General features: G+C 66.6%; 11 protein-coding genes and 5 pseudogenes. 9 read left to right on the top strand and 7 right to left on the bottom strand.

Annotated elements, in window-relative coordinates:
* Positions 1 to 54 precede the first annotated feature (54 nt).
* The 8 genes and pseudogenes from T428_RS0122840 to T428_RS0122795 all read left to right on the top strand — a co-directional run bounded on the left by T428_RS0122840 (position 55) and on the right by T428_RS0122795 (position 11,317).
* On the top strand, positions 55 to 339 hold the full coding sequence (locus tag T428_RS0122840) for a WXG100 family type VII secretion target (RefSeq protein ID WP_025737064.1): 285 nt from the start codon (positions 55 to 57) through the stop codon (positions 337 to 339).
* A gap of 229 nt (positions 340 to 568) precedes the next feature.
* Positions 569 to 1,334, top strand: a pseudogene (locus T428_RS30430) (response regulator transcription factor).
* Positions 1,331 to 2,851, top strand: a pseudogene (locus T428_RS30425) (sensor histidine kinase). Before T428_RS30430 ends, T428_RS30425 begins: the two co-directional pseudogenes overlap by 4 nt.
* A 468-nt stretch (positions 2,852 to 3,319) precedes the next feature.
* Positions 3,320 to 4,979: pseudogene (gene kdpA, locus T428_RS30415) on the top strand (potassium-transporting ATPase subunit KdpA).
* Positions 4,979 to 7,123 (top strand): potassium-transporting ATPase subunit KdpB, encoded by a 2,145-nt coding sequence (gene kdpB / locus T428_RS0122810; RefSeq protein WP_025738273.1) that lies wholly within the window; start codon positions 4,979 to 4,981, stop codon positions 7,121 to 7,123. Before kdpA ends, kdpB begins: the two are co-directional and overlap by 1 nt.
* A 1-nt stretch (position 7,124) precedes the next feature.
* A pseudogene (locus T428_RS30410) lies at positions 7,125 to 8,048 on the top strand (potassium-transporting ATPase subunit C).
* A gap of 12 nt (positions 8,049 to 8,060) precedes the next feature.
* Complete coding sequence (locus T428_RS0122800) at positions 8,061 to 10,640, top strand: sensor histidine kinase (RefSeq protein ID WP_025738272.1); 2,580 nt, start codon at positions 8,061 to 8,063, stop codon at positions 10,638 to 10,640.
* Entirely contained in the window at positions 10,637 to 11,317 is a 681-nt protein-coding gene (locus tag T428_RS0122795; RefSeq protein ID WP_025738271.1) for a response regulator, read from the top strand. The genes T428_RS0122800 and T428_RS0122795 overlap by 4 nt, the downstream gene beginning before the upstream one ends.
* Positions 11,318 to 11,447: 130 nt before the next feature.
* Here T428_RS0122795 and T428_RS0122790 read toward each other — a convergent pair whose 3' ends face one another.
* The 7 genes and pseudogenes from T428_RS0122790 to mfd all read right to left on the bottom strand — a co-directional run bounded on the left by T428_RS0122790 (position 11,448) and on the right by mfd (position 20,712).
* Positions 11,448 to 12,392, bottom strand: coding sequence for a Ppx/GppA phosphatase family protein (locus tag T428_RS0122790; RefSeq protein ID WP_025738270.1), 945 nt, complete (start codon positions 12,390 to 12,392; stop codon positions 11,448 to 11,450).
* Entirely contained in the window at positions 12,383 to 12,874 is a 492-nt protein-coding gene (locus tag T428_RS0122785; RefSeq protein ID WP_025738269.1) for a DUF501 domain-containing protein, read from the bottom strand. Before T428_RS0122785 ends, T428_RS0122790 begins: the two co-directional genes overlap by 10 nt.
* Positions 12,867 to 13,550 (bottom strand): FtsB family cell division protein, encoded by a 684-nt coding sequence (locus T428_RS0122780; protein ID WP_025738268.1) that lies wholly within the window; start codon positions 13,548 to 13,550, stop codon positions 12,867 to 12,869. The genes T428_RS0122785 and T428_RS0122780 overlap by 8 nt, the downstream gene beginning before the upstream one ends.
* 35 nt (positions 13,551 to 13,585) lie before the next feature.
* On the bottom strand, positions 13,586 to 14,875 hold the full coding sequence (eno, locus tag T428_RS0122775) for a phosphopyruvate hydratase (RefSeq protein WP_025738267.1): 1,290 nt from the start codon (positions 14,873 to 14,875) through the stop codon (positions 13,586 to 13,588).
* Positions 14,876 to 14,964: 89 nt separating this feature from the next.
* A complete protein-coding gene (locus tag T428_RS0122770) occupies positions 14,965 to 15,696 on the bottom strand; it encodes a lytic transglycosylase domain-containing protein (protein ID WP_025738266.1) in 732 nt (243 codons plus the stop codon).
* A gap of 270 nt (positions 15,697 to 15,966) precedes the next feature.
* Positions 15,967 to 17,050: pseudogene (locus T428_RS30405) on the bottom strand (nucleoside triphosphate pyrophosphohydrolase).
* On the bottom strand, positions 17,047 to 20,712 hold the full coding sequence (gene mfd / locus T428_RS0122750) for a transcription-repair coupling factor (protein ID WP_025738263.1): 3,666 nt from the start codon (positions 20,710 to 20,712) through the stop codon (positions 17,047 to 17,049). Before mfd ends, T428_RS30405 begins: the two are co-directional and overlap by 4 nt.
* 107 nt (positions 20,713 to 20,819) lie before the next feature.
* Here mfd and lysA point away from each other — a divergent pair, with 107 nt between their 5' ends.
* On the top strand, positions 20,820 to 22,223 hold the full coding sequence (lysA, locus tag T428_RS0122745; protein ID WP_025738262.1) for a diaminopimelate decarboxylase: 1,404 nt from the start codon (positions 20,820 to 20,822) through the stop codon (positions 22,221 to 22,223).
* The last annotated feature ends 21 nt before the right edge of the window (positions 22,224 to 22,244 follow it).

The raw sequence follows: 22,244 nt of genomic DNA, 5'->3' as shown, positions 1-22,244 counted from the left end.
CTAACCGCGAAAACCACTGGTTTCCAAAACTTTCAACTCAGAAGGACATAGACAATGTCGATCAATTACCAGTTCGGAGACGTCGACGCGCACGGTGCGTTGATCCGTGCGCAGGCCGCTTCGTTGGAGGCCGAGCACCAGTCCATCGTGCGCGATGTGCTGGCTGCCGGTGACTTCTGGGGCGGCGCCGGTTCGGTTGCCTGCCAGGAGTTCATCACCCAGTTGGGTCGCAACTTCCAGGTGATCTACGAGCAGGCCAACCAGCACGGCCAGAAGGTGCAGGCCGCGGGCAACAACATGGCCAGCACCGACAGCGCCGTCGGGTCCAGCTGGGCCTGACACCCTCGTTTCAACCGGGCCGCACACCAAATCCGGTGTGCGGCCCGGTTGTTTGTGCGGCAAGTGGCTTCGCGCTACGCTCCCTTATAAAAATCGTTGGGGCACAACAGCGCCCGTGATCCTATCCGCGCGGCACCGGATTCCGGAGTTCGTAAGATTTGAGAAGTCTATGAACTCCGTGACAAGCGCATATGCGCTTTGCGAGAATTTCCAGAACATGACCGCCGCAATGTCGGGATACGCGGGTAGCCAGCGCCCGCGTCAAGCCATCCTGGGACAGCTGCCCAGAATCTATCGTGCGGACGGCTCACCGATCCGGGTCTTGCTGGTGGACGACGAGCCGGCACTGACCAACCTGGTCAAGATGGCCCTGCACTACGAGGGCTGGGTGGTGGAGATCGCCCACAACGGACGCGAGGCGCTGGCCAAGTTCGACCGGGTGACACCGGACGTGCTCGTTCTCGACATCATGCTTCCCGACATGGATGGCCTGCGCATTCTGCAGCGGATCCGCAAATCGGACGTCTACACCCCCACCCTGTTTTTGACCGCCCGCGATTCGGTGATGGACCGGGTCACCGGGCTCACCGCCGGCGCCGACGACTACATGACCAAGCCGTTCAGCCTCGAGGAATTGGTGGCACGCCTTCGCGGGCTGCTGCGCCGGTCCAGCCAGCTGTCACCGCCGGCCGCCGAAGCGCTCAAAGTCGGTGACCTCGCGGCTGGACACCGCCAGCCGCGAGGTCACCCGCGACGGCACGCCGATATCGTTGTCGTCGACCGAGTTCGAATTGCTGCGTTTCCTGATGCGCAACCCGCGTCGTGCACTGAGTCGCACCGAAATCCTGGACCGGGTCTGGAACTACGACTTCGCCGGGCGCACCAGCATTGTCGACCTCTACATCTCGTATCTGCGAAAGAAGATCGACTCGGGCCGGGAGCCAATGATCCACACCGTGCGAGATGTCGGATACATGCTGCGGCCGCCGGAATGACGGGCCGGCGTAACACCCCTTCCTGGTTGCCCCGCTCGCTGCGCCGTCAATTGCTGATCGGCGTATTAGGCGTTGTCACAGTGGTTTTGGTGTCCGTGGGCGTGGTCTCGGTGCTCAGCCTGCGTGGCTACGTCACCGCGATCAGCGATGCCGATGTCGCCGAATCCCTGGATGCGTTGGGCAACTCCTACACCCGATATCGCAACGGCGAGCACACCTCGGCGCACCGCCGCACCCCACCGGTGGACCAGGCGATGCTGGAATTCACCGGACAAACACCGGGCAACCTGATCGCCGTGGTGCACAACGGCACCGTCATCGGTTCCGCAGTGTTCTCCGAGGACCAACCAAAACCCGCCCCGCCGGACGTCATTCACGCGATCGAATTGCTGTCCTGGACCGACGCGCCACCGCGCACACCGTACAGCTGGGCAGCCTGGGCGCCTACCGCGTCGACAGCCGACGCGAAGGATCCGACCTGCTGATCGTCGGGATGTCGGTGAAGCTGGCCGACCAGATCATGGCCCGCAAATACATTACCACCAGCCTGCTGATCGCGGCCGCGCTGGCGATCACCGCCGGGCTCACGGTCTGGGTGGTCGGCTACACACTTCGCCCGCTGCGCCGCGTCGCCGCGACCGCCGCGGAGGTCGCCGTTATGCCACTGACCGGCGACGACCACCGGATCAGCGTCCGGGTACGCCAGGAAGACACCGACCCCGACAACGAGGTCGGGATCGTCGGCCACACGCTGAATCGGTTGCTGGACAACGTCGATAGCGCGCTGGCGCATCGCGTCGCTTCCGACATGCGCATGCGGCAATTCCTGACCGACGCCAGCCACGAGCTGAGGACACCACTGGCGGCGATTCAGGGCTACGCCGAGCTGACCCGTCAGGACAGTTCGGCGCTACCGCCGACCACCGAGTACACACTGGCACGCATCGAGTCCGAGGCGCGGCGAATGGTCTTGCTCGTCGAGGAGCTGTTGCTGCTCTCGCGCCTGGGCGAAGGTGAGGATCTGCAGAACGAAGACGTCGACCTGGCCGAATTGGTCATCAACGCGGTCAACGATGCCGCGGCCGCGGCGCCCTCGCACCGTTGGCTCAAAGATCTGCCCGAGGAACCGGTCTGGGTCCGCGGGGACCATGCCCGGCTGCATCAAGCCGTGAGCAACTTGCACAGCAATGCCCGCCTGCACACGCCCCCCCCCCCCCCCCGGCGTCACGGTCACCACCGCGATCACCTGCCACCGCAGCGATCCCGACGCACCGCACGCGGAGCTGACCGTGGCCGATGACGGTCCCGGCATCGACGCCGAGCTGCTCCCGCGGCTGTTCGAGCGATTCGTGCGGGCGAACACCTCCCGGTCCGACGGGACGGGCATCGGACTGGGCCTGGCCATCGTCAGCTCGATCGTCAAGGCCCATCACGGCTCGGTCAGAGCCGAATCCACCAAGGGCCGAACGGTCTTCCGGGTCCGACTGCCGATGATCGACGGGCCGGGCGCCCGGTAACACGTAGTCGGGATCCCGAGCGTCGGTGTGCGCCTGTGTGTTTGCGCGTTGTCCGGCATCGAGGATTCGTGGCCAATATCGGCAGTCAGCACACGCTCGTGGGCAGCGGTGATGCTCGAACAAAGGGGCGTAAAAGAAACGTAAAGGTGCATTCCCGCGCCGTTAGAAAAGCGTCAACCAAAGGCCCTTTCCGGCTGGCCCCACTTACGTTCAAACTGACCTTGCCTCCGAGGACTGCGTTGTGGCTGACTCGATGAGGTTCTTTCGTATGCACGCGTTCGGCGCGGAACGGAGACAAGATGGGCGTGCTGGTATTCATCGTGCTCACGGTGGCGGTGTTCGCCGTGCTGGGCCTGGTGCAGAAGTTGGTCGAGCGGCTATGAGCTACGAAAACATCGTCGGTTTAGTGCTTTCCATCGTTCTCGCCCTGTTTCTCGGGTGCGCCCTACTGTTCCCGGAGAGGTTCTAGTGAGCACGACATCCGCGGGAATCATTTTCCTCATCGTTCTCGTCGCGGTGCATGTGCCATTGGGTGACTACATGTACCGGGTGTATTCGTCGGAAAAGGATTCCGCCGTCGAGCGCGTGCTCTACCGGCTGATCGGTGCCGATTCGCGGTCGGAGCAGACGTGGGGCGCCTATGCCCGAAGCGTTTTGGCGTTCTCTGCGATCAGCATCCTCTTTTTGTACGTCTTCCAGCTCGTGCAGGGTTCGTTGCCGTTACACCTGCACGACCCGGCCACCAAGATGACGCCGGCGCTGGCCTGGAACACCGCCGTCAGCTTCACCACCAACACCAACTGGCAGGCCTACTCGGGCGAATCGACGCAAGGCCACCTGGTGCAGATGGCCGGGTTGGCGGTGCAGAACTTCGTCTCGGCCGCCGTCGGCATGTCGGTGGCGGTTGCGCTGGTACGCGGGTTCGCCCGCCGGCGCACCGGCGATCTGGGAAACTTCTGGGTCGACCTGGTGCGCGGCACGCTACGCATCCTCCTGCCGATCGCGGTCATCGGCGCCATCGTGCTGGTCGCTGGAGGAGCGATCCAAAACTTCCACCTCCACGACCAGGTAGTCAACACACTTGCCGGTACCCCGCAAACCATTACCGGCGGGCCGGTGGCCAGCCAAGAGGCCATCAAGGAGCTCGGCACCAACGGTGGCGGCTTCTACAACGCCAACTCCGCGCACCCCTTCGAGAACCCGAATTCGTGGACGAACTGGCTGGAGATTTTCCTGCTACTGGTGATCAGCTTTTCGATGCCGCGCACGTTCGGTCGAATGGTGGGCAGCAAGAAGCAGGGCTACGCGATCGCGTCGGTGATGGCGTCGCTGGCCCTGATCAGCGTGATGTTCATGTTGTGGTTCCAGCTACAGCATCACGGCACGGTGCCGACCGCGACCGGCGCGGCGACCGAAGGTGTCGAGCAACGGTTCGGCATCGTCGACTCGGCGGTCTTCGCCGACGCGACCACGCTGACGTCCACCGGTGCCGTCGACTCGTTCCACGACTCCTACACCAGCCTCGGGTGGGATGATCACGATGTTCAACATGCAGCTCGGTGAGGTCGCGCCCGGTGGCACCGGCTCCGGCCTGTACGGCATGCTGATCCTGGCAGTGATCACCGTTTTCGTGGCGGGACTGATGGTCGGACGGACGCCGGAATACCTCGGCAAGAAGATCAACCCGCGCGAAATCAAGCTGGCGGCAAGCTATTTCCTCGTCACGCCGCTGATCGTGCTGACCGGCACCGCGGTCGCGATGGCGCTGCCGGGCGAACGCGCCGGAATGCTGAACACCGGGCCGCATGGGCTGTCAGAAGTCTTGTACGCGTTCACTTCTGCCGCCAACAACAACGGATCGGCATTCGCCGGAATCAGCGTCAACACCGACTGGTACAACACCGCCCTCGGCCTGGCGATGGTGGTCGGCCGATTCCTGCCCATCGTGCTGGTGCTCGCCTTGGCCGGGTCGCTGGCCAAGCAGGGCACCACACCGGAATCGGTGGGCACCCTGCCCACCCACCGGCCGCAGTTCGTCGGAATGGTCGCCGGCGTCACGTTGATTCTCGTTGGCCTTACATTCCTGCCCATGCTCGCGCTCGGGCCGCTCGCTGAAGGAATTCACTGATGACCGCGACCGTTGATTCGGCTGCGCCGACGCAGTCCGCACCCCACGCCAATACCAAGCGGGTACAGGGAGGTTTGCTCGACCCGAAGATGCTGTGGAAGTCGACGCCGGATGCGGTGCGCAAACTCGACCCACGCACGCTGTGGCGCAACCCGGTGATGTTCATCGTCGAAATCGGTGCCACGTGGAGCACCGTGCTGGCGATCGTCAGCCCGGCCTGGTTCGCGTGGCTGACCGTGGTCTGGCTCTGGCTGACAGTGTTGTTCGCGAACCTCGCCGAGGCGGTGGCCGAAGGCCGTGGCAAGGCACAGGCCGAAACCCTGCGCAAAGCCAAAACCTCCACGATGGCCTGGCGGCTAAAGGACTGGGCACCCGGAGCCACCCCCGTTGAGGAAGAAGTGGCCGTGCCGCTGCTGCAGCAGGGCGACATCGTGGTGGTCGAGGCCGGGCAGGTAATACCCGGTGACGGTGATGTCGTGGAAAGCATTGCGTCCGTGGATGAATCGGCGATCACCGGTGAGTCGGCGCCCGTGATCCGCGAGTCCGGTGGTGACCGATCTGCGGTCACCGGCGGCACCACGGTGCTCAGCGACCGGATCGTCGTGCGGATCACCCAAAAACCCGGGGAAAGCTTCATCGACCGGATGATCGCACTCGTCGAGGGCGCCAACCGGCAGAAGACCCCCAACGAGATCGCGCTGAACATCCTGCTGGCCGCGTTGACGATAATCTTCGTCTTTGCGGTCGCCACCCTGCAGCCACTCGCGATCTATTCCAAGATGAACAACCCCGGCGTGCCAAACACCCAGGCGCTCAACACAAACGGTGTCACCGGGATCGTGATGGTGGCGCTGCTGGTCTGCCTGATCCCGACGACGATCGGCGCGCTGCTGTCCGTGATCGGCATTGCCGGCATGGACCGGCTCGTGCAGCGCAATGTGCTGGCGATGTCGGAAAGCGCGGTGGAAGCCGCCGGCGACGTGAACACGCTGCTGCTGGACAAGACCGGCACCATCACCCTGGGCAACCGGCAGGCCGCCGCCTTCATCCCCCTCGACGGTGTCACCAATGAGCAACTGGCAGATGCCGCGCAGCTGTCCAGCCTGGCCGACGAAACACCGGAAGGCCGCTCGGTCGTCGTGTTCGCCAAACAACACTTCGGCCTGCGTGCGCGTACACCGGGCGAGCTCGCACACGCTCAATGGGTCGAATTCTCCGCTACGACAAGGATGTCCGGCGTCAACCTGGACGGCCACCTGCTACGCAAAGGAGCGGCCAACTCAGTTGCCGAATGGGTGAGCGGCCAAGGCGGCAAGGTATCGCACCAACTCGGCGAAATCGTCGACGGCATCTCCGCCAGCGGCGGTACCCCACTGGTCGTCGGCGAGGTACGCGACGGTGCGGCCGCGCTCGGCGTCATCCACCTCAAGGAGGTCGTAAAGCAAGGCATGCGTGAGCGCTTCGACGAGATGCGGAAGATGGGCATCCGGACGGTGATGATCACCGGCGATAACCCGTTGACCGCCCGGGCAATTGCCGACGAGGCGGGGGTAGACGACTTCCTTGCCGAGGCCACGCCGGAGGACAAGCTCGACCTGATCAAACGCGAGCAAGCGGGCGGCAAGCTGGTCGCGATGACCGGTGACGGCACCAATGACGCACCGGCTCTGGCCCAGGCCGACGTGGGCGTGGCGATGAACACCGGAACCTCGGCCGCCAAAGAGGCCGGCAACATGGTCGATCTCGACTCCGACCCCACCAAGCTCATCGAGATCATCGAGATCGGTAAGCAGTTGCTGATCACCCGGGGAGCGCTGACCACCTTTTCCATCGCCAACGACATCGCGAAATACTTCGCGATCATTCCGGCCATGTTCGTCGCACTGTTCCCCGGGCTGGATCTTATCAACGTGATGCGGTTGCACAGCCCGCAGTCGGCGATCCTGTCCGCGGTGATCTTCAACGCCGTCGTCATCGTGGCACTGATCCCGTTGTCGCTGCGCGGTGTGCGCTACACGCCGAGCAGTGCGTCAAAACTGTTGAGCCGCAACCTCTATATCTACGGGATCGGCGGAATCATCGCCCCCTTCGTCGGGATCAAGCTGATCGACCTGTTTATCCAATTCGTCCCCGGGATGTCCTGACATGAAGTTTTCGAATTTCGTCCGCGTGCACTGGGCGGCGTTCCGCGCCCTGCTGGTACTGACCGTCATCACCGGACTGGCCTACCCAATTTTCATCTGGCTGGTGGCGCAGATCCCGGGCTTGCATGACAAAGCCGAAGGATCGATTCTTTCCGCCAATGGCAAGCCGATCGGCAGCCGGCTGATCGGTCAGTTGTTCACCGACAAAGACGGGAACCCACTTAAGCAATACTTCCAGAGCCGCCCCTCGGCGGCCGGTAGCGGGTACGACCCGACATCGACGAGCGCGAGCAACCTCGGGCCGAAAAGCATCGTCGACACACCGGCCGATCCGGCGTAATTGGCGACCGGAAAGTCCGCCTCGGACGCTGGCTTCAAGCCGAGCCTGCTGACGCAGGTATGCACGCGCAGCGCCGCTGTGGGACAGCTGAAGGGGGTGGACGGTTCGCGTCCGTTCTGCACCGGCGGCGGTGTGGGCGCGGTGCTCTCGGTGATCGGTCCCCGCGACAATCGCGGAAACGTCGTGCACCCCACCCGGGTGGTCAGTGTCAACGAGCCCTGCCAGACGACGCAGACGCCATTTCTGACCCTTTACGAGAGAATGCACGTCGAGTGTGCGAAGTTCGGCGAGGACTACTCGATTGGCCAGATCGTGCCGGTTCGCGGCAGCGCACCCGGCAACCCGGCGGTTCCTGCGGATGCGGTGACCGCCAGCGGCAGCGGCCTGGACCCCGATATCTCCCCGGCCTACGCCACTATTCAGATCGTGCGGGTGGCCAAGGCCCGCCACGTCAGCCCGGATCAGATCCGCTCGGTGCTGGCCCGCTACGTCGACGGTCGCGCGCTGGGATTTTTCGGCGAGCCCACGGTCAATGTCTTGCAATTGAACCTAGAACTCGACCAGCGGTTCCCGGTCACGAGCTAGCGACTCAGGTGGATGATGGTTGACGTGAGCGACGTCTCCCTCAAAGACCACCCTCCCAAGCGTGGGGAGCTGCGCATTTACCTGGGTGCGGCGCCGGGCGTCGGTAAGACGTACGCGATGCTCGGCGAGGCGCACCGGCGCTTGGAGCGCGGCACCGATCTGGTGGCCGCCGTGGTGGAGACGCATGGCCGGCGGAAAACGGCTGAGCTGCTCGAGGGCATCGAGATCATCCCGCCGCGATTGATCGAATACCGCGGCGGCACTTTCCCCGAACTCGACGTGCCGGCCGTGTTGGCCAGGCGTCCGCAGGTGGTCCTCGTTGACGAGTTGGCCCACACCAATACGCCGGGCAGCAAGAATCACAAACGTTGGCAGGACGTCGAGGAGCTCCTCGATGCCGGTATCACGGTGATCTCCACGGTCAACATTCAGCACCTGGAGAGCCTCAACGACATCGTCGCACAGATCACCGGTATCGCGCAGCAAGAGACGATTCCGGACTCCATCGTGCGGGAGGCGTCGCAGGTCGAGCTCATCGACATCACGCCGGAAGCGTTGCGGCGCAGACTGTCTCATGGCAATGTCTACGCACCGGAACGAATCGACGCGGCGCTGTCCAACTATTTCCGTCGCGGAAACCTCACTGCACTAAGAGAATTGGCGTTGTTATGGCTGGCCGATCAAGTGGACACCGCGCTGGCCAAGTACCGGGCAGAGAACAAAATCACCGACATATGGGAGGCTCGGGAGCGGGTCGTGGTGGCGGTCACCGGCGGGCCGGAATCGGAAACGCTGGTGCGTCGGGCATCCCGGATCGCATCGAAGTCCAGCGCGGAACTGATGGTGGTGCACGTCATTCGGGGCGACGGGCTGGCCGGCATTTCGGAGCTCCGAATGGGCAAGGTCCGGGAACTGGCGAGCAGCGTGGAGGCCTCGGTACACACCGTCGTGGGTGACGATGTACCCACGGCTCTACTGGATTTCGCCCGTGAGATGAACGCCACCCAGCTGGTGATCGGCACGTCGCGGCGGTCTCGGTTTGCGCGGGCTTTCGACGAGGGAATCGGATCGACCATTGTCCAGCGCTCCGGCAAGATCGACGTGCACATTGTCACGAACGAGGAATCCAAACGCGGCTTTCACATCACCTCGCCAGCGCCCCGTGAGCGGCGAGTCTCGTCATGGCTGGCGGCCATCCTCATCCCGTCGATCATCTGCGCCGTCACGGTGACAATGCTGGACCTGTACCTCGACACCGGCGGTGAGAGCGCGCTGTTCTTCGTCGGGGTACTGGTGGTGGGCTTGCTGGGAGGTGTTGCCCCGGCGGCTCTTTCGGCGGTGTTGTCCGGGCTGCTGCTGAACTATTACCTGATCGCTCCGCGGCACAGCTTCACGATTGCCGAACCCAACAGCGCCGTCACCGAACTGGTGCTTTTGCTGATCGCGGTCGCGGTCGCGGTGCTGGTCGACTTCGCCGCCAAACGCGCGCGCGAAGCCCGGCTGGCGGCTCAAGAAGCCGAACTGCTGACGTTGTTCGCCGGATCGGTGTTGCGCGGCGCCGACCTCGAAACGCTGCTCGAACGGGTCCGTGAGACCTACTCCCAGCGGGCGGTCAGCATGCTGCGCGAACCCAGCGAGAAAGACCGCGTCGCCGGACACAAGGCCCACATTGTCGCCTGCGTGGGCAAAGATCCTTGTGTGACAGTCGATTCCGCGGACACCGCGATCGAGGTCGGTGACGACGAGTTCTGGATGCTGATGGCGGGACGGAAGCTGTCGGCCCGCGATCGCCGGGTGCTGACCGCGGTGGCCAAGCAGGCCGCCGGCCTGATCCGTCAGGGCGAGCTGGCCAAGGAGGCCAGCCGCACCGAGGCCATCGTGCGCGCCGACGAGCTACGGCGCTCGCTGCTCTCGGCGGTCAGCCATGACCTGCGCACACCGCTGGCGGCGGCCAAGGTTGCGGTGTCAAGTCTTCGCGCCGAAGATGTCGCGTTCTCACCCGCGGACACCGCTGAACTGTTGGCCACCATCGAAGAGTCGATCGACCAGCTGACTGCCTTGGTCGGAAACCTCCTCGATTCTTCGCGTTTGGCAGCGGGCGTGGTCCGCCCCGATTTGCGCACGGTCTATCTCGAGGAGACCGTGCAACGCGCACTGGTCAGTATCGGCAAGGGCGCCACCGGCTTCTACCGATCCGCGATCGACCGGGTCAAGGTCGACGTCGGTGACGCCGTCGCGATGGCCGACGCCGGACTACTGGAACGCGTGCTGGCCAACCTGATCGACAACGCGCTGCGCTACGCACCCAACTGCGTGGTTCGGGTCAACGCGGGGCGAGTGGGCGATCGGGTGCTGATCAACGTGATCGACGAAGGCCCCGGAATCCCGCACGGCACCGAAGATCAGATCTTCGAGGCGTTCCAGCGGCTCGGCGATCACGACAACACCACCGGCGTGGGACTGGGCATGTCGGTGGCCCGCGGCTTCGTGGAAGCCTTGGGGGGCAGCATCTCGGCCGGCGACACTCCTGGGGGCGGTCTCACCGTCGTCGTAGAATTGGCGGCACCGCCGCAACCGATTGGTATCCGATGACCCGGGTCTTGGTGATCGACGACGAGCCGCACATCCTGCGTGCGCTGCGCATCAACCTGTCGGTGCGCGGCTACGAGGTCGTCACCGCGGCGACCGGCGCCGGCGCCCTGCGCGCCGCGGCCGAACACCGACCCGACGTGGTGATCCTCGACCTCGGCCTGCCCGATACCTCGGGTATCGAGGTGCTCGCCGGGCTTCGCGGGTGGCTGACGGCGCCGGTGATCGTGTTGTCCGCGCGCACCGATTCCTCCGACAAGGTCGAGGCGCTGGACGCCGGTGCCGACGACTACGTCACCAAACCGTTTGGGATGGACGAATTTCTGGCTCGGTTGCGTGCCGCGGTGCGCCGCAATGCCGCGGCTTCGGAACTGGACGAGCCGGTGGTCGAGACCGACGCATTCACCGTCGACCTGGCCGCCAAGAAGGTCACCAAGAACGGCGCCGAGGTACACCTCACCCCGACCGAATGGGGCATGCTCGAGGTGCTGGTGCGTAATCGCGGCAAGCTGGTCGGCCGCGAGGAATTACTCAAAGAGGTCTGGGGTCCGGCGTATGCCACCGAAACCCATTACCTGCGTGTGTATCTGGCACAGCTGAGACGCAAACTCGAAGACGACCCTTCGCATCCCAAACACCTGCTGACCGAATCGGGCATGGGCTACCGCTTCGAGGCCTGAGCGCATGTGGGTGTGCGCTTACGGCTTTCGTTGTGCACGTGCGGCGGCGACACGCCGGGCCGGCCCGCCGCGACCGCACACCGAAAACCACCGGTGCACAGTCGAAACCGTCAAGGACGCAGAGCGGGCGCTAGGGCATGATCGAAAGCACGATGCCGTCGAGGATGTCGTGTTCGCTGACGGTCAGCTCGTCGATGCCCGCGCGGGCGCGCAACTCGCGTGCCAGCTCCTGTACCACGATCGCGCCGCCGGCGATCACGTCGGCGCGGCCCTCGTGCATCGGCGGCAGCGCCGCGCGTTGGGATCGGGTCATGCCGATCAGCCGCTGGCACACCGACATCAGGTCCTCGCCGCCCACGCGCGAAAGATGAATGGTCGCAGCGTCATACGTCGTCATGTTGTGCGCCAGCGCCGACAGCGTGGTCATCGTGCCGGCCAGCCCCACCCAGGTCCTGGCCTGCTCGACGGGCACGGCCCGCAATGCGGGATCGAGTCGTTCTCGCACGAATTGCCGCGCCGCTTCCACCTCCGCACCCGTCGGCGGGTCGGAGTGCAAATAACGTTCGGTCAACCGCACGCAGCCGATGTCGGCCGAGTAGCTCGCCACCACCTCGTCGGCGCCCAGCACGATCTCGGTCGAGCCGCCGCCCAGGTCGACGACGACGAACGGCCCACGGGCGCTGTCTAATTCGCCTACCGCACCGCGAAACGACAGCTCGGCCTCTTCGGCTCCGGTGATCACGTCGGCGACCGCGTCGGGCAACACGGCGCCCAGCACCTCGGCCGTCATCGCAAAGAAGTCGGCCCGGTTGCTCACATCGCGGGCCGCGGAGGTGGCGCCCATCCGAACCCGCTGCACGCGATGGGCTTTCATCAGATCCGCATATTCGACCAGCGCGACCCGGGTCCGCTCGATCGCCTCCGGCGCGAACTGACCGGTGGCGTCGACGCCCTGGCCCAACCGCACGATCCGCGTCTCGCGGTGCACGTCGCGCAGCTTCCCGTCGTCAACGTCGGCGATCAGCAACCGAATCGAGTTGGTGCCGCAGTCGACACCGGCGGCTCTCAGCGCCACACCTCACCATCCAGGATCGAAGCCATGGCGGGGTCGGCGGCAAGCAGCGCCAACGCCTCGTCGCCGAACGGATTGACCCCGGGCCCCTTGGCCAGCGCATGTGCGATCAGCACGTGCAGGCATTTGACCCGGTCCGGCATGCCGCCACCGGAGAACGTGGTTCCGAGCGGCTCGATCGCGTCGCGCTCGGCCAGATACGACTCGTGCGCCCGCCGATAGGCGGCGGCCAATTCGGCGTCGGTGGCCAGCCGCTCGGCCATCTCCCGCATCAGTCTCGTCGTCTCCAGTCTGCTCGCGGCCGCGGTCAGCGCCGGATGCGTCAGATAGTACAACGTCGGAAACGGAGTCCCGTCAGGAAGTTTCGGCGCGGTCTTCACCACGCCGGGCTCGCCGTTAGGGCATCGGTAGGCGATCTCCAGCACACCGCGGGGCTCGCGACCGAGCTGGCGTGCCACCGCTTCCAGGTCGGCACGCTCAACCACCGGGAGCCGCGGGCTTCGGTGATTCCGGCGGCGCGGGCTGGCCGGGCCCGGCCGGCGCGCCGGCCGGTGGCAGGTGCGGGGCGTCGGCGATGGTGTGCCACAGCGACGAGTACCACGGCGCGTTGCTCGACGGCTTCGCCGCTTCGGCGCCCGGCTGCGGGGACGCCGCCGCGGACGCCGGGAGCTGGACCTGGAACGGCGTATCGCCCGGCATCACGAACCCGAGACGCTCGCGGGCCTGCACCGCGATGTAGGCCGGGTCGGCGAGCTTGACCTTCTTCTGCTCGAGCTCGGCGATCTGACGACGCAGCGCGGCCTCACTGGCCGTCAGCTGAGCCATCTCGGTGCGCTGCGCGAAATACGTGCGCACCGGGCCTGCGATCGTCAACGTCAGCACGCACACCACCACGGCCAGCACCGCCGCCCGCCGGGCGGTGAAACCCAGCGGCTGCTCGGAACGTTGCTCGACGGACTCGGCGATCTGGCGCTTGATCGGCTCGACGATGTGCTCGGCCGTCGACTTGGCAGCGGCGGCGTTCTGCGCGAGTTTCGAGGTGCGCGACGACGGCTTCGACGACGGTTTGGCGGCCCGATTCCGCCGGGCTGAATCACCGGCCTTCCCCGGACGCGGTGCCGGGGAACGGCGCTTCGGATCGGGCCGTTTTGCGTCGGGCATCGGACGCCTAGCCGCTTCTTCCGTTGACTGTCAAGCTATTTCACATCCAATGCGTAGCGCGGGAAGGCGAGATCGCCGGCGTAGCGGGCCGCGTCGCCGAGGGCTTCCTCGATGCGCAGCAGCTGGTTGTATTTGGCGACCCGCTCACTGCGGGCGGGTGCCCCGGTCTTGATCTGTCCGCTGCCGACGGCAACCGCCAGGTCGGCGATCGTGGTGTCCTCGGTCTCGCCGCTGCGATGGCTCATCATCGTGCGGTACCCGCTGTGGTGTGCCAGGGCGACGGCGTCGAGTGTCTCGGTCAGCGTGCCGATTTGGTTCACCTTGACCAGCAGCGCGTTGCCGGCGCCGCGTTCGATGCCTTCTTCGAGGCGTTCGGGGTTGGTCACGAACAGGTCATCGCCGACCAGCTGGATGCGGTCACCGATGGTCGTCGTCAGCGCCACCCAACCCTCCCAGTCGTCCTCGGAAAGCGGATCCTCGATGGAGACCAGTGGGTAGGTGTCCAGCAGGCCGGCGTAGAACTCGGACATCTGCTCGGCGCTGCGGGTCTCCTTCTCGAAGCTGTAACCCTTTCCGTCGGTGAAGAATTCGGTCGCGGCCACATCGAGTGCCAACGCCACGTCGGACCCCGTCTTGAAGCCCGTCGCTTCGATCGCCGACAGGATCAGGTCGAGCGCCGCCTTGGTGCCCGCGACGTCGGGCGCGAAACCGCCCTCGTCGCCCAACCCGGTGCTCAGGCCCTGCTTCTTCAGCACCGACTTCAGCGAGTGATACACCTCGGCGCCCCAGCGCAGCGCTTCCTTGAAGCTCGGCGCGCCGATGGGCGCGACGATGAACTCCTGGACGTCGACGCCGGTGTCGGCGTGCGCACCCCCGTTTAGGATGTTCATCATCGGCACCGGCAGGATGTGCGCGTTCGGCCCGCCGAGGTAGCGGAACAGCGGCAGTTCGGCGGAATCGGCGGCCGCCTTGGCGACGGCCAGCGACACACCCAGGATCGCGTTGGCGCCCAGCCGGGACTTGTCCGGAGTGCCATCCAGGTCCACCAGCGCCTGGTCGACCAATCGCTGGTCGTCGGCATTGAGTCCGATCACGGTCGGGCCGATCTCGTCGAGCACGGCCTGCACGGCCTTCTCGACGCCCTTGCCGCCGTAGCGCTCGCCGCCGTCGCGCAGCTCGACGGCCTCGTGCTCCCCGGTCGACGCGCCGGAGGGCACCGCCGCGCGGGCAAACGTTCCGTCGATCAGGGCTATCTCGACCTCGACGGTCGGGTTACCGCGGGAATCGAGGATCTCGCGGGCCCCGACCTGCTCGATAATCGGCACTGGGTTCCTCCTTGCTCGGACTTGCCTAGTAGCTGATGCCTGCCCCGGGCCGGCCTTCAGCCTAAAGCCTGGGTCGGCAATTCATCCTTCTACAGCGGGTGACCCGCCGCATAGGCGGTAGCCCAGTCGCGGACCGCTCGCGCGTACACGCCGGAGTTGTTGTAGGCCCGCAGCGCGGTGACCCATCCCCGGGCCGTCGCGAGATCCTTTCCGCGCCAACACAAGTAGCCCGCCGCCGCCAGTGCCGCGTCATCGATGTTGTCCGGGCTCAGACGGCCGTCGTTGTGGGCGTCGACCCCGTACAATCGCCACGTCTCCGGAATGAACTGCATGGGCCCCATCGCCCGGGCTATCGCGGGCTGGCTGTCCGTGGTGTCTTCGGCGCTGTCGACAATGCGCAAGTTGCCGCCGCTGCCGTCGAGCTGCACGCCCCGGATGGGCGGGCTCACATCCCCATTCGGCGACAGCGTCGCGCCCCGATAAGTGCCGTGGTGGCTCTCGACCTGCCCGATGCCTGCCAGCGTGGTCCAGGCGATATGGCACTTCGGGTTTTCCACCTCGGCGACCCGGGCCGCGTACGCGTAGGCCTCCAATGCGATGACCGGGATCTCCAACGCCGCGGCGCGGGGCAACGCCCACGCCCGCAACTGGTCCGCGGGCCGACCGCTGGCATGGGTGTTCACCGGCGGCACGGGATCGCCGAACGGAGGCGGCACGCCGGCGGGGATGAAAAGGCTGAGCTGCCAGGTACAGCTGGACGCCAGCAGCATCGCGGTCGCGCCGATCACGGCGGCCGCCCGCAACCAACGCCTCGCCGACACCGCGTTCCCCTTAACTTCCCCTACACCAACGTCGCTCACTGAATATCGTCCCATGACCTTTCGCCGAGGTCGGTCGCGTTGAGCCCGCGGACCCCGTTTCAGATCATTTCTCGCTTAGCTACCACTTACCGTGGCTAGCAAAGTTCGAAGAATGCCGACCACCGGGATTCACCAACTCACAAGCGACATTATCTGTCGCGACCACGTAAAACGGCAAATATCGCGGCGGTCACTGACCGGAAAACTTGCCAATCCGATCGCAACCCCGCGTCAGCCGCGGTCTCGGTCCCGCTTGGCGCCTTTGCCCGACTTCTCGGACTCCTCGCCGGTCGCACCGTCGTCGGGCTCGTCGTCGTCGGAATCGTCGGACTCGTCGGCTTCGTCGGATTCGTCGGGCTCGATGTCCACGGCCACGTCGGACGGCCAGTGCGCGCGCCACTCCTCCTCGCTGACCTCGCCCAGCGGAACCACGTCGAGCTCTTCGGGCACGCTGTCCCCGCGTCGAGTCGCGGCGATCGATCTCTCCACCGCGCGGACCGTGTCCACGAACTCCAAAACGGCTGTGCGCAGGAAGCTTTCCGCGTCGACGTCGGATGACACCGTGATCGAGGTGATCTCGGCGGGCATCAGGTCGGCAGGCATCCCGGCCGCGTGCGCGCGCAATCACCTTCTGCGCCAGCGCCAGCGCCGGTTGACCGGTATGGACGTCGTCCATCACCGAATTGCGGGGTTTCTCGGCGGCCTTACGCTCTTCCCACTGAGCCAGCTGCTCCTCTAGTGAAATCGATTGTCCCGCAAGCGCTCCCGGCACTCGATTACCCAGCTTACGCATCAGCGTGGTGGCGACGTCGTCGATGTCGAACGGGGACTGTGGCGCCTCCTCGGCGATGCGGGCGTGGAAGAGCACCTGCAGCAGGACGTCGCCGAGTTCTTCACACAGCGCCTCGGCGTTGCCACTGCGGACGGCGTCCAGCAGCTCGTAGGTCTCCTCGAGCAGGAACCGGCGCAGCGAGTCGTGGGTTTGCTCGCTCTCCCACGGCCCGGCGGTACGCAGTTTGTCCATCATCGCGACGGCGTCGACGAGACGTTCGCCGCGCGGCGTGTCCGGCGCCGAGATCAACCGGGCTCCGGCGGCTAACCGGGCGGTCACCGCGGGGTGGTCGGGATCCGACGACAGCAACACCGGCGCTGCTGGGGACTCGGGGTCCCCGGTGTCCACCGGCCGCGCGGACGGCAGCGACCAGGGCACCGCGACGGGCATCTCCTCGGTGTACTGGATCTCGCCGGTCAGGTGCTCGATCGCCTGGAGTCGCACCAGCGATGGACGGCGGGGGTCGAACAAGACGACAATCATCGCGCTTGTCGCTCCTCCCTTGTCATCGGTGCAGGTGACGCACTCGTTATACCAATTTCCTGCTGCGGTTTGCCCTGCAGGGCCGTCACCAAGTTGGCCACCATCTGCACCAACTCGACATCGCGAAGCCGCGGCGCGCCCACACCGCCGGCGCGCGGAATCGGCACCTGCACCGTGGACGTCGTGGCGCGGTAGCTGGCGGCCGGATGCATCCGCTTGAGCCGCAACTGCGCCGAATCTAGCAGCGTTACCGGCGACAGCCGCACCGTCGCCGCAGATGGGGCCGACACCTCGGTGATGCCCGAGGCGCGGCACAGCAACCGCAGCCGCGCCACGGCCACGAGTCGCTCGGCGGGTTCGGGCAGTGCCCCGTACCGGTCGACGAGCTCCTCGATGACGGCGTCGACCGCGGCGTCGTCGGCCGCGGCGGCCAGGCGCCGATAGGCCTCCAGCCGGAGCCGGTCGCTGGCGATGTAATCCGGCGGCAGGTGGGCGTCGACCGGCAGGTCGATGCGCACGTCCTTGGGCTCCTCCGGGGTGGTGACCGTCTGGCCGTCGGCAGCAGCCCGATACGCTTCCACGGCCTCGCCGACCAGCCGCACGTACAAGTCGAATCCGACGCCGGCGACGTGCCCGGACTGCTCGACACCCAGCACGTTGCCGGCGCCGCGGATCTCCAGGTCCTTCAGCGCGACCGCCATGCCGGCGCCGAGCTCGTTGTTCTGGGCGATGGTCGCCAGCCGGTCGTAGGCCGTCTCGGTCAGCGGCGTGTGCGCCGGATAGAGGAAGTAGGCGTAGCCGCGCTCGCGGCTACGACCCACCCGCCCCCGCAGCTGGTGCAGCTGCGCCAGCCCGAACGTGTCGGAGCGTTCCACGATCAGCGTGTTCGCGTTGGAGATGTCCAGGCCCGTCTCGATGATCGTGGTGCACACCAAGATGTCGTATTCGCGGTTCCAGAACCCCTGCACGGTACGTTCCAGCAGTTCCTCGGGCATCTGGCCGTGCGCAACGACGACGCGTGCCTCCGGCACCAGCTCGCGCAGCCGCGCGGCGGCCGAGTCGATGGAGCTGACCCGGTTGTGCACGTAGAAGGCCTGCCCGTCGCGCAGCAACTCGCGCCGCAATGCGGCCGCCACCTGTTTGTCGTCGTGCGGGCCGACGTAGGTGAGCACCGGGTAGCGCTCCTCGGGTGGGGTGAGGATCGTAGACATCTCGCGGATCCCGGCCAGGCTCATCTCCAGGGTGCGCGGGATCGGGGTGGCGCTCATCGTCAGCACGTCGACGTGGGTGCGCAGGCTCTTGATGTGCTCCTTGTGCTCGACGCCGAAGCGCTGCTCCTCGTCGACCACGACCAGGCCCAGGTCCTTCCACCGGACCCCGGTCTGCAGCAGCCGGTGCGTGCCGATCACGACGTCGACCGACCCGTCGGCCAGGCCGTCGATCACGGCGCGGGACTCGGCCGCGTCGGTGAAGCGGGACAGCCCCTTGACGGTCACCGGGAACCCGGCCATCCGGTCGCTGAACGTCTGCAGGTGCTGGTCGGCCAGCAGCGTGGTGGGCACCAGCACCGCGACCTGTTTGCCGTCCTGCACCGCCTTGAACGCCGCCCGCACCGCGATCTCGGTCTTGCCGTAGCCGACGTCGCCGCAGATCACCCGGTCCATCGGGATCGACTTTTCCATGTCGGCCTTGACCTCGGTGATGGCGGTGAGCTGGTCGACGGTCTCGGTGAAGCCGAACGCGTCCTCCATTTCGGCTTGCCACGGGGTGTCCGGCGCGAACGCGTGGCCGGGGCTGGCCTGCCGCTTGGCGTACAGCGACACCAGCTCACCGGCGATCTCGCGCACCGCGCGGCGGGCCTTGGTCTTGGTGTTGGCCCAGTCGCTGCCGCCGAGCTTGGACAGCGCCGACGCCTGCCCGCCGACATATCTGGAGAGCTGGTCCAGCGAGTCCATCGGGACATACAGCTTGTCGGCCGCCTGCCCGCGCTTGCTCGAGGCGTATTCCAGCACCAGATATTCGCGCCGGGCGCCGCCGACGGTGCGCTCGACCATCTCCACGAACCGCCCGATGCCGTGCTGGTCGTGCACCACCAGGTCGCCGGCGGTCAGCGCCAGCGGGTCGACGGTGTTGCGGCGCTTGGCCGCCAGCCGCTTGCCTTCCGGCGAGGTGGCGCGGTTGCCGGTCAGGTCGATCTCGGTGATCACCACCAGGTTCGCGCCCGGGATCACGATGCCGTCGTGCAGCGGCCCCTTGAGCACCCCGACGACCCCGGCCTTCGGCGCTGCGCCGGAATCCAGCATCGTGGCGGGCGTGTCGGACTCGGCCAGCCGCTCCACCACGCGATGGGCGGTACCGGTTCCGGTAGCGACGACCACGGCGTAACCGCCGGTGGAGACGTGTGCCCGCAGCATCGCGGAGATGCTCTCGATGTCGTGCTGATGGCCGCGCGCCGACGGCACCGCCCGCACCTCGAGCTCGACGGCCGCCTCGTCGGACAGCTGACTCAGCGTCCACCACGGGTGACCGGCCTGGGCCGCCGCGGCCGCCACGTCGTCCAGCTCGGCGAAGCCCGACCCGCCCACCTCCTCGACGTCGACCGGCGCGTCGCTGCCCAGCGCCGCGACCGACCAGGACGCCTCGAAGAATTCGCGGCCGGTCTTGATTAGGTCGGCGGCCCGGCTGCGCACCTTCTCCGGGTCGCACAGCAGCACCGGGGTGTCGTCGGCCAGCTGATCGGTCAGCAGCGCGTGAGCCCCGTTCTCCGCGGGATGCAACACGGATTGCAGCGCCTCCATCCCGTCGACCGGGATGCCCTCGGCCAACTTGGCCAGCATGTCCGAGACGCTGCCGGTGACCGCGTTCTCGCCCGCCGGATGACGCGCGGCCAGCTCGGCGGCCCGCGCCCGCACGTCGTCGGTCAGCAGCAGCTCCCGGCAGGCGACCGCGACGAGGGTGTCGACCTCGAGGTCCGGGATGGACCGCTGGTCGGCGACGGCGAACATCCGCATCTCGCTGACCTCGTCGCCCCAGAACTCGATGCGCACCGGGTGCTCGGCGGTGGGCGCGAAGACGTCGAGAATGCCACCGCGGACGGCGAATTCGCCGCGCCGGCCGACCATGTCGACCCGGGTGTAGGCCAGCTCGACCAGCCGGGTGATCACGGCCTCGAATTCGACTTCCGCGCCGACGCTCAACGTGAGCGGCTCCACCAGACCCAGCCGCGGCGTCATCGGCTGCAGCAGCGAACGCGCGGCGGTCACCACCACCTGAAGCGGCGGACCCAACCGGGCGTCGGCGGGGAATGCCAGCCGGCGCAGCACCATCATCCGGGTACCGACCGTGTCGACGCCCGGCGAAAGACGTTCGTGCGGCAGCGTTTCCCAGGACGGGAAAACCGCGACGGCATCGCCGAATACGCCACGCAGTTCGGCACCCAGGTCGTCGGCTTCGCGCCCGGTGGCGGTGACCACCAGCAACGGGCCCCGCCGGGCCAGCGCGCTGGCCACGAACAGGCGCGAGCTGGCCGGGCCGACCAGGTGCAGGTCGGCCGGCGCGGCGGCCGCATCCGTGGCCAGCTGCTGGAAAGTGGGCGCCGTCAGCGCTAATTCGATGAGCCCCGCGATCGGGGTTTCTGGGCGAGCAGGCCCCGGTGCGGTCATGATGCACCCATTCTAGGTGCGCCGAAGTTCGTCAATATTGCCCCTGGGGCCGTCAAGGGATCGTAAGGATCACGCCATCGCGCGCCGGCCGGGCGCACTTTGAAGGCATGACATTGCTCGACATGCTGCCCTCCATTGGTCGGGCGGCGCCCCGACGGCTGGATCCGCGATCTGGGCCTGTCACTACGCATTCCGACGAGGGCGGCCGGCTCTGCGTCGGTGGCGTCCCGCTGTCGGACATCGCCGACGAGTTCCACACCCCCACCTATGTGATCGACGAAACAGACTTCCGCCTCCGCGCCCGCCGCTACCGCAAGGTGCTGCGCGGCTCTCAAGGTGTCGAGATCGTCTACGCCGCAAAGTCTCTGCTGACCATGGCCGTGGCGCGGTGGGCCCGCGAGGAAAGACTGGGCGTCGACGTCTGCTCGGCCGGTGAGCTGGCCGTCGCGTTGGCCGGCGGTGTGGACCCGGCCCGGATCATCATGCACGGCAACGCGAAATTACCCGACGAGTTGCACCGGGCGGCACACGCCGGCGTCGGGCGCGTCGTGCTGGATTCCAACATCGAGATCGCCTACCTTGCGGGCTGCGCACGCAAGAGCCAGCCGGTGCTGATCCGGGTGACCCCGGACATCGACATCCACGGGCACCGCGCGGTCACCACCGGCATCACCGACCAGAAATTCGGCTTCACCCTCGCGCAGGACCACGCCGCCGACGCGGTGATGCGGGTGCTGGCGCACCCGATCCTCAACCTGGTCGGGCTGCACTGCCACATCGGCTCGCAGGTCATCGACCCCGCGCTGTACGGCGAGACCATCCACCGGATGATTGCCGCGATGGCCGACATCCGCGCCCGGCACGGCGTCATCCTCACCGAGCTGAACCTCGGCGGCGGCCATGCGATCCCCTACATTGCGGGCGATCGGGAACTCGACATCGACGACCTGGCCGTCGTCATCGAAGACGCGGTGGACGAGGCCTGCGCCGCCGAGCACTTCCCGCGGCCCACCCTCGTGGTGGAACCGGGTCGGGCGATCAGCGGCCGGGCCGGCGTCACGCTGTATCGGGTGTGCTCGGTCAAGACGCAGCCGTGTGGGCGTACCTTCGTCGCGGTCGACGGCGGCATGAGCGACAACCCACGGGTGTCGCTGTACGGCGCCCAGTACACGGTCGCGCTGGCCAACCGCCATTCGGTGGCGCTCAAGCAGAAGGTCACGGTCGCCGGCCGGCATTGCGAGGCCGGCGACGAGATCGCCCGGGATGTCGAGCTGCCCGCGGACCTGCACCCCGGCGATCTGCTGGCCGTGGCCTGTACCGGCTCGTATCACCACAGCATGGCGTCGAACTACAACATGGTGTGCCGGCCGCCCGTCGTGGCCGTCAAGGACGGACGGGTCCGCCAGCTGGTGCGCCGCGAGCCGGTCGCCGACCTGATGTCACGCGACTGCGGTCGAATTCGGCCCCGCGGGGCTGTGAGCGTCGAGCGTAAACACAGCGCGAAAAAGTGAGCCGGAAATCGCAGCGTGTCT

This window comes from Mycobacterium genavense ATCC 51234 (assembly GCF_000526915.1).
Lineage (GTDB): Bacteria > Actinomycetota > Actinomycetes > Mycobacteriales > Mycobacteriaceae > Mycobacterium > Mycobacterium genavense.
Note: the sequence above shows the minus strand (reverse complement) of the source record. Positions and strands in the feature narration are given on the sequence as shown.

What these genes read in the sequence shown, in the direction of transcription:
- mfd (WP_025738263.1), bottom strand. Translation starts at nt 20,712, where the DNA reads ATGACCGCACCGGGGCCTGCTCGCCCAGAAACCCCGATCGCGGGGCTC.
- lysA (WP_025738262.1), top strand. Translation starts at nt 20,820, where the DNA reads ATGACATTGCTCGACATGCTGCCCTCCATTGGTCGGGCGGCGCCCCGA.
- kdpB (WP_025738273.1), top strand. Translation starts at nt 4,979, where the DNA reads ATGACCGCGACCGTTGATTCGGCTGCGCCGACGCAGTCCGCACCCCAC.
- T428_RS0122795 (WP_025738271.1), top strand. Translation starts at nt 10,637, where the DNA reads ATGACCCGGGTCTTGGTGATCGACGACGAGCCGCACATCCTGCGTGCG.
- T428_RS0122780 (WP_025738268.1), bottom strand. Translation starts at nt 13,550, where the DNA reads ATGCCCGACGCAAAACGGCCCGATCCGAAGCGCCGTTCCCCGGCACCG.
- T428_RS0122800 (WP_025738272.1), top strand. Translation starts at nt 8,061, where the DNA reads ATGATGGTTGACGTGAGCGACGTCTCCCTCAAAGACCACCCTCCCAAG.
- T428_RS0122840 (WP_025737064.1), top strand. Translation starts at nt 55, where the DNA reads ATGTCGATCAATTACCAGTTCGGAGACGTCGACGCGCACGGTGCGTTG.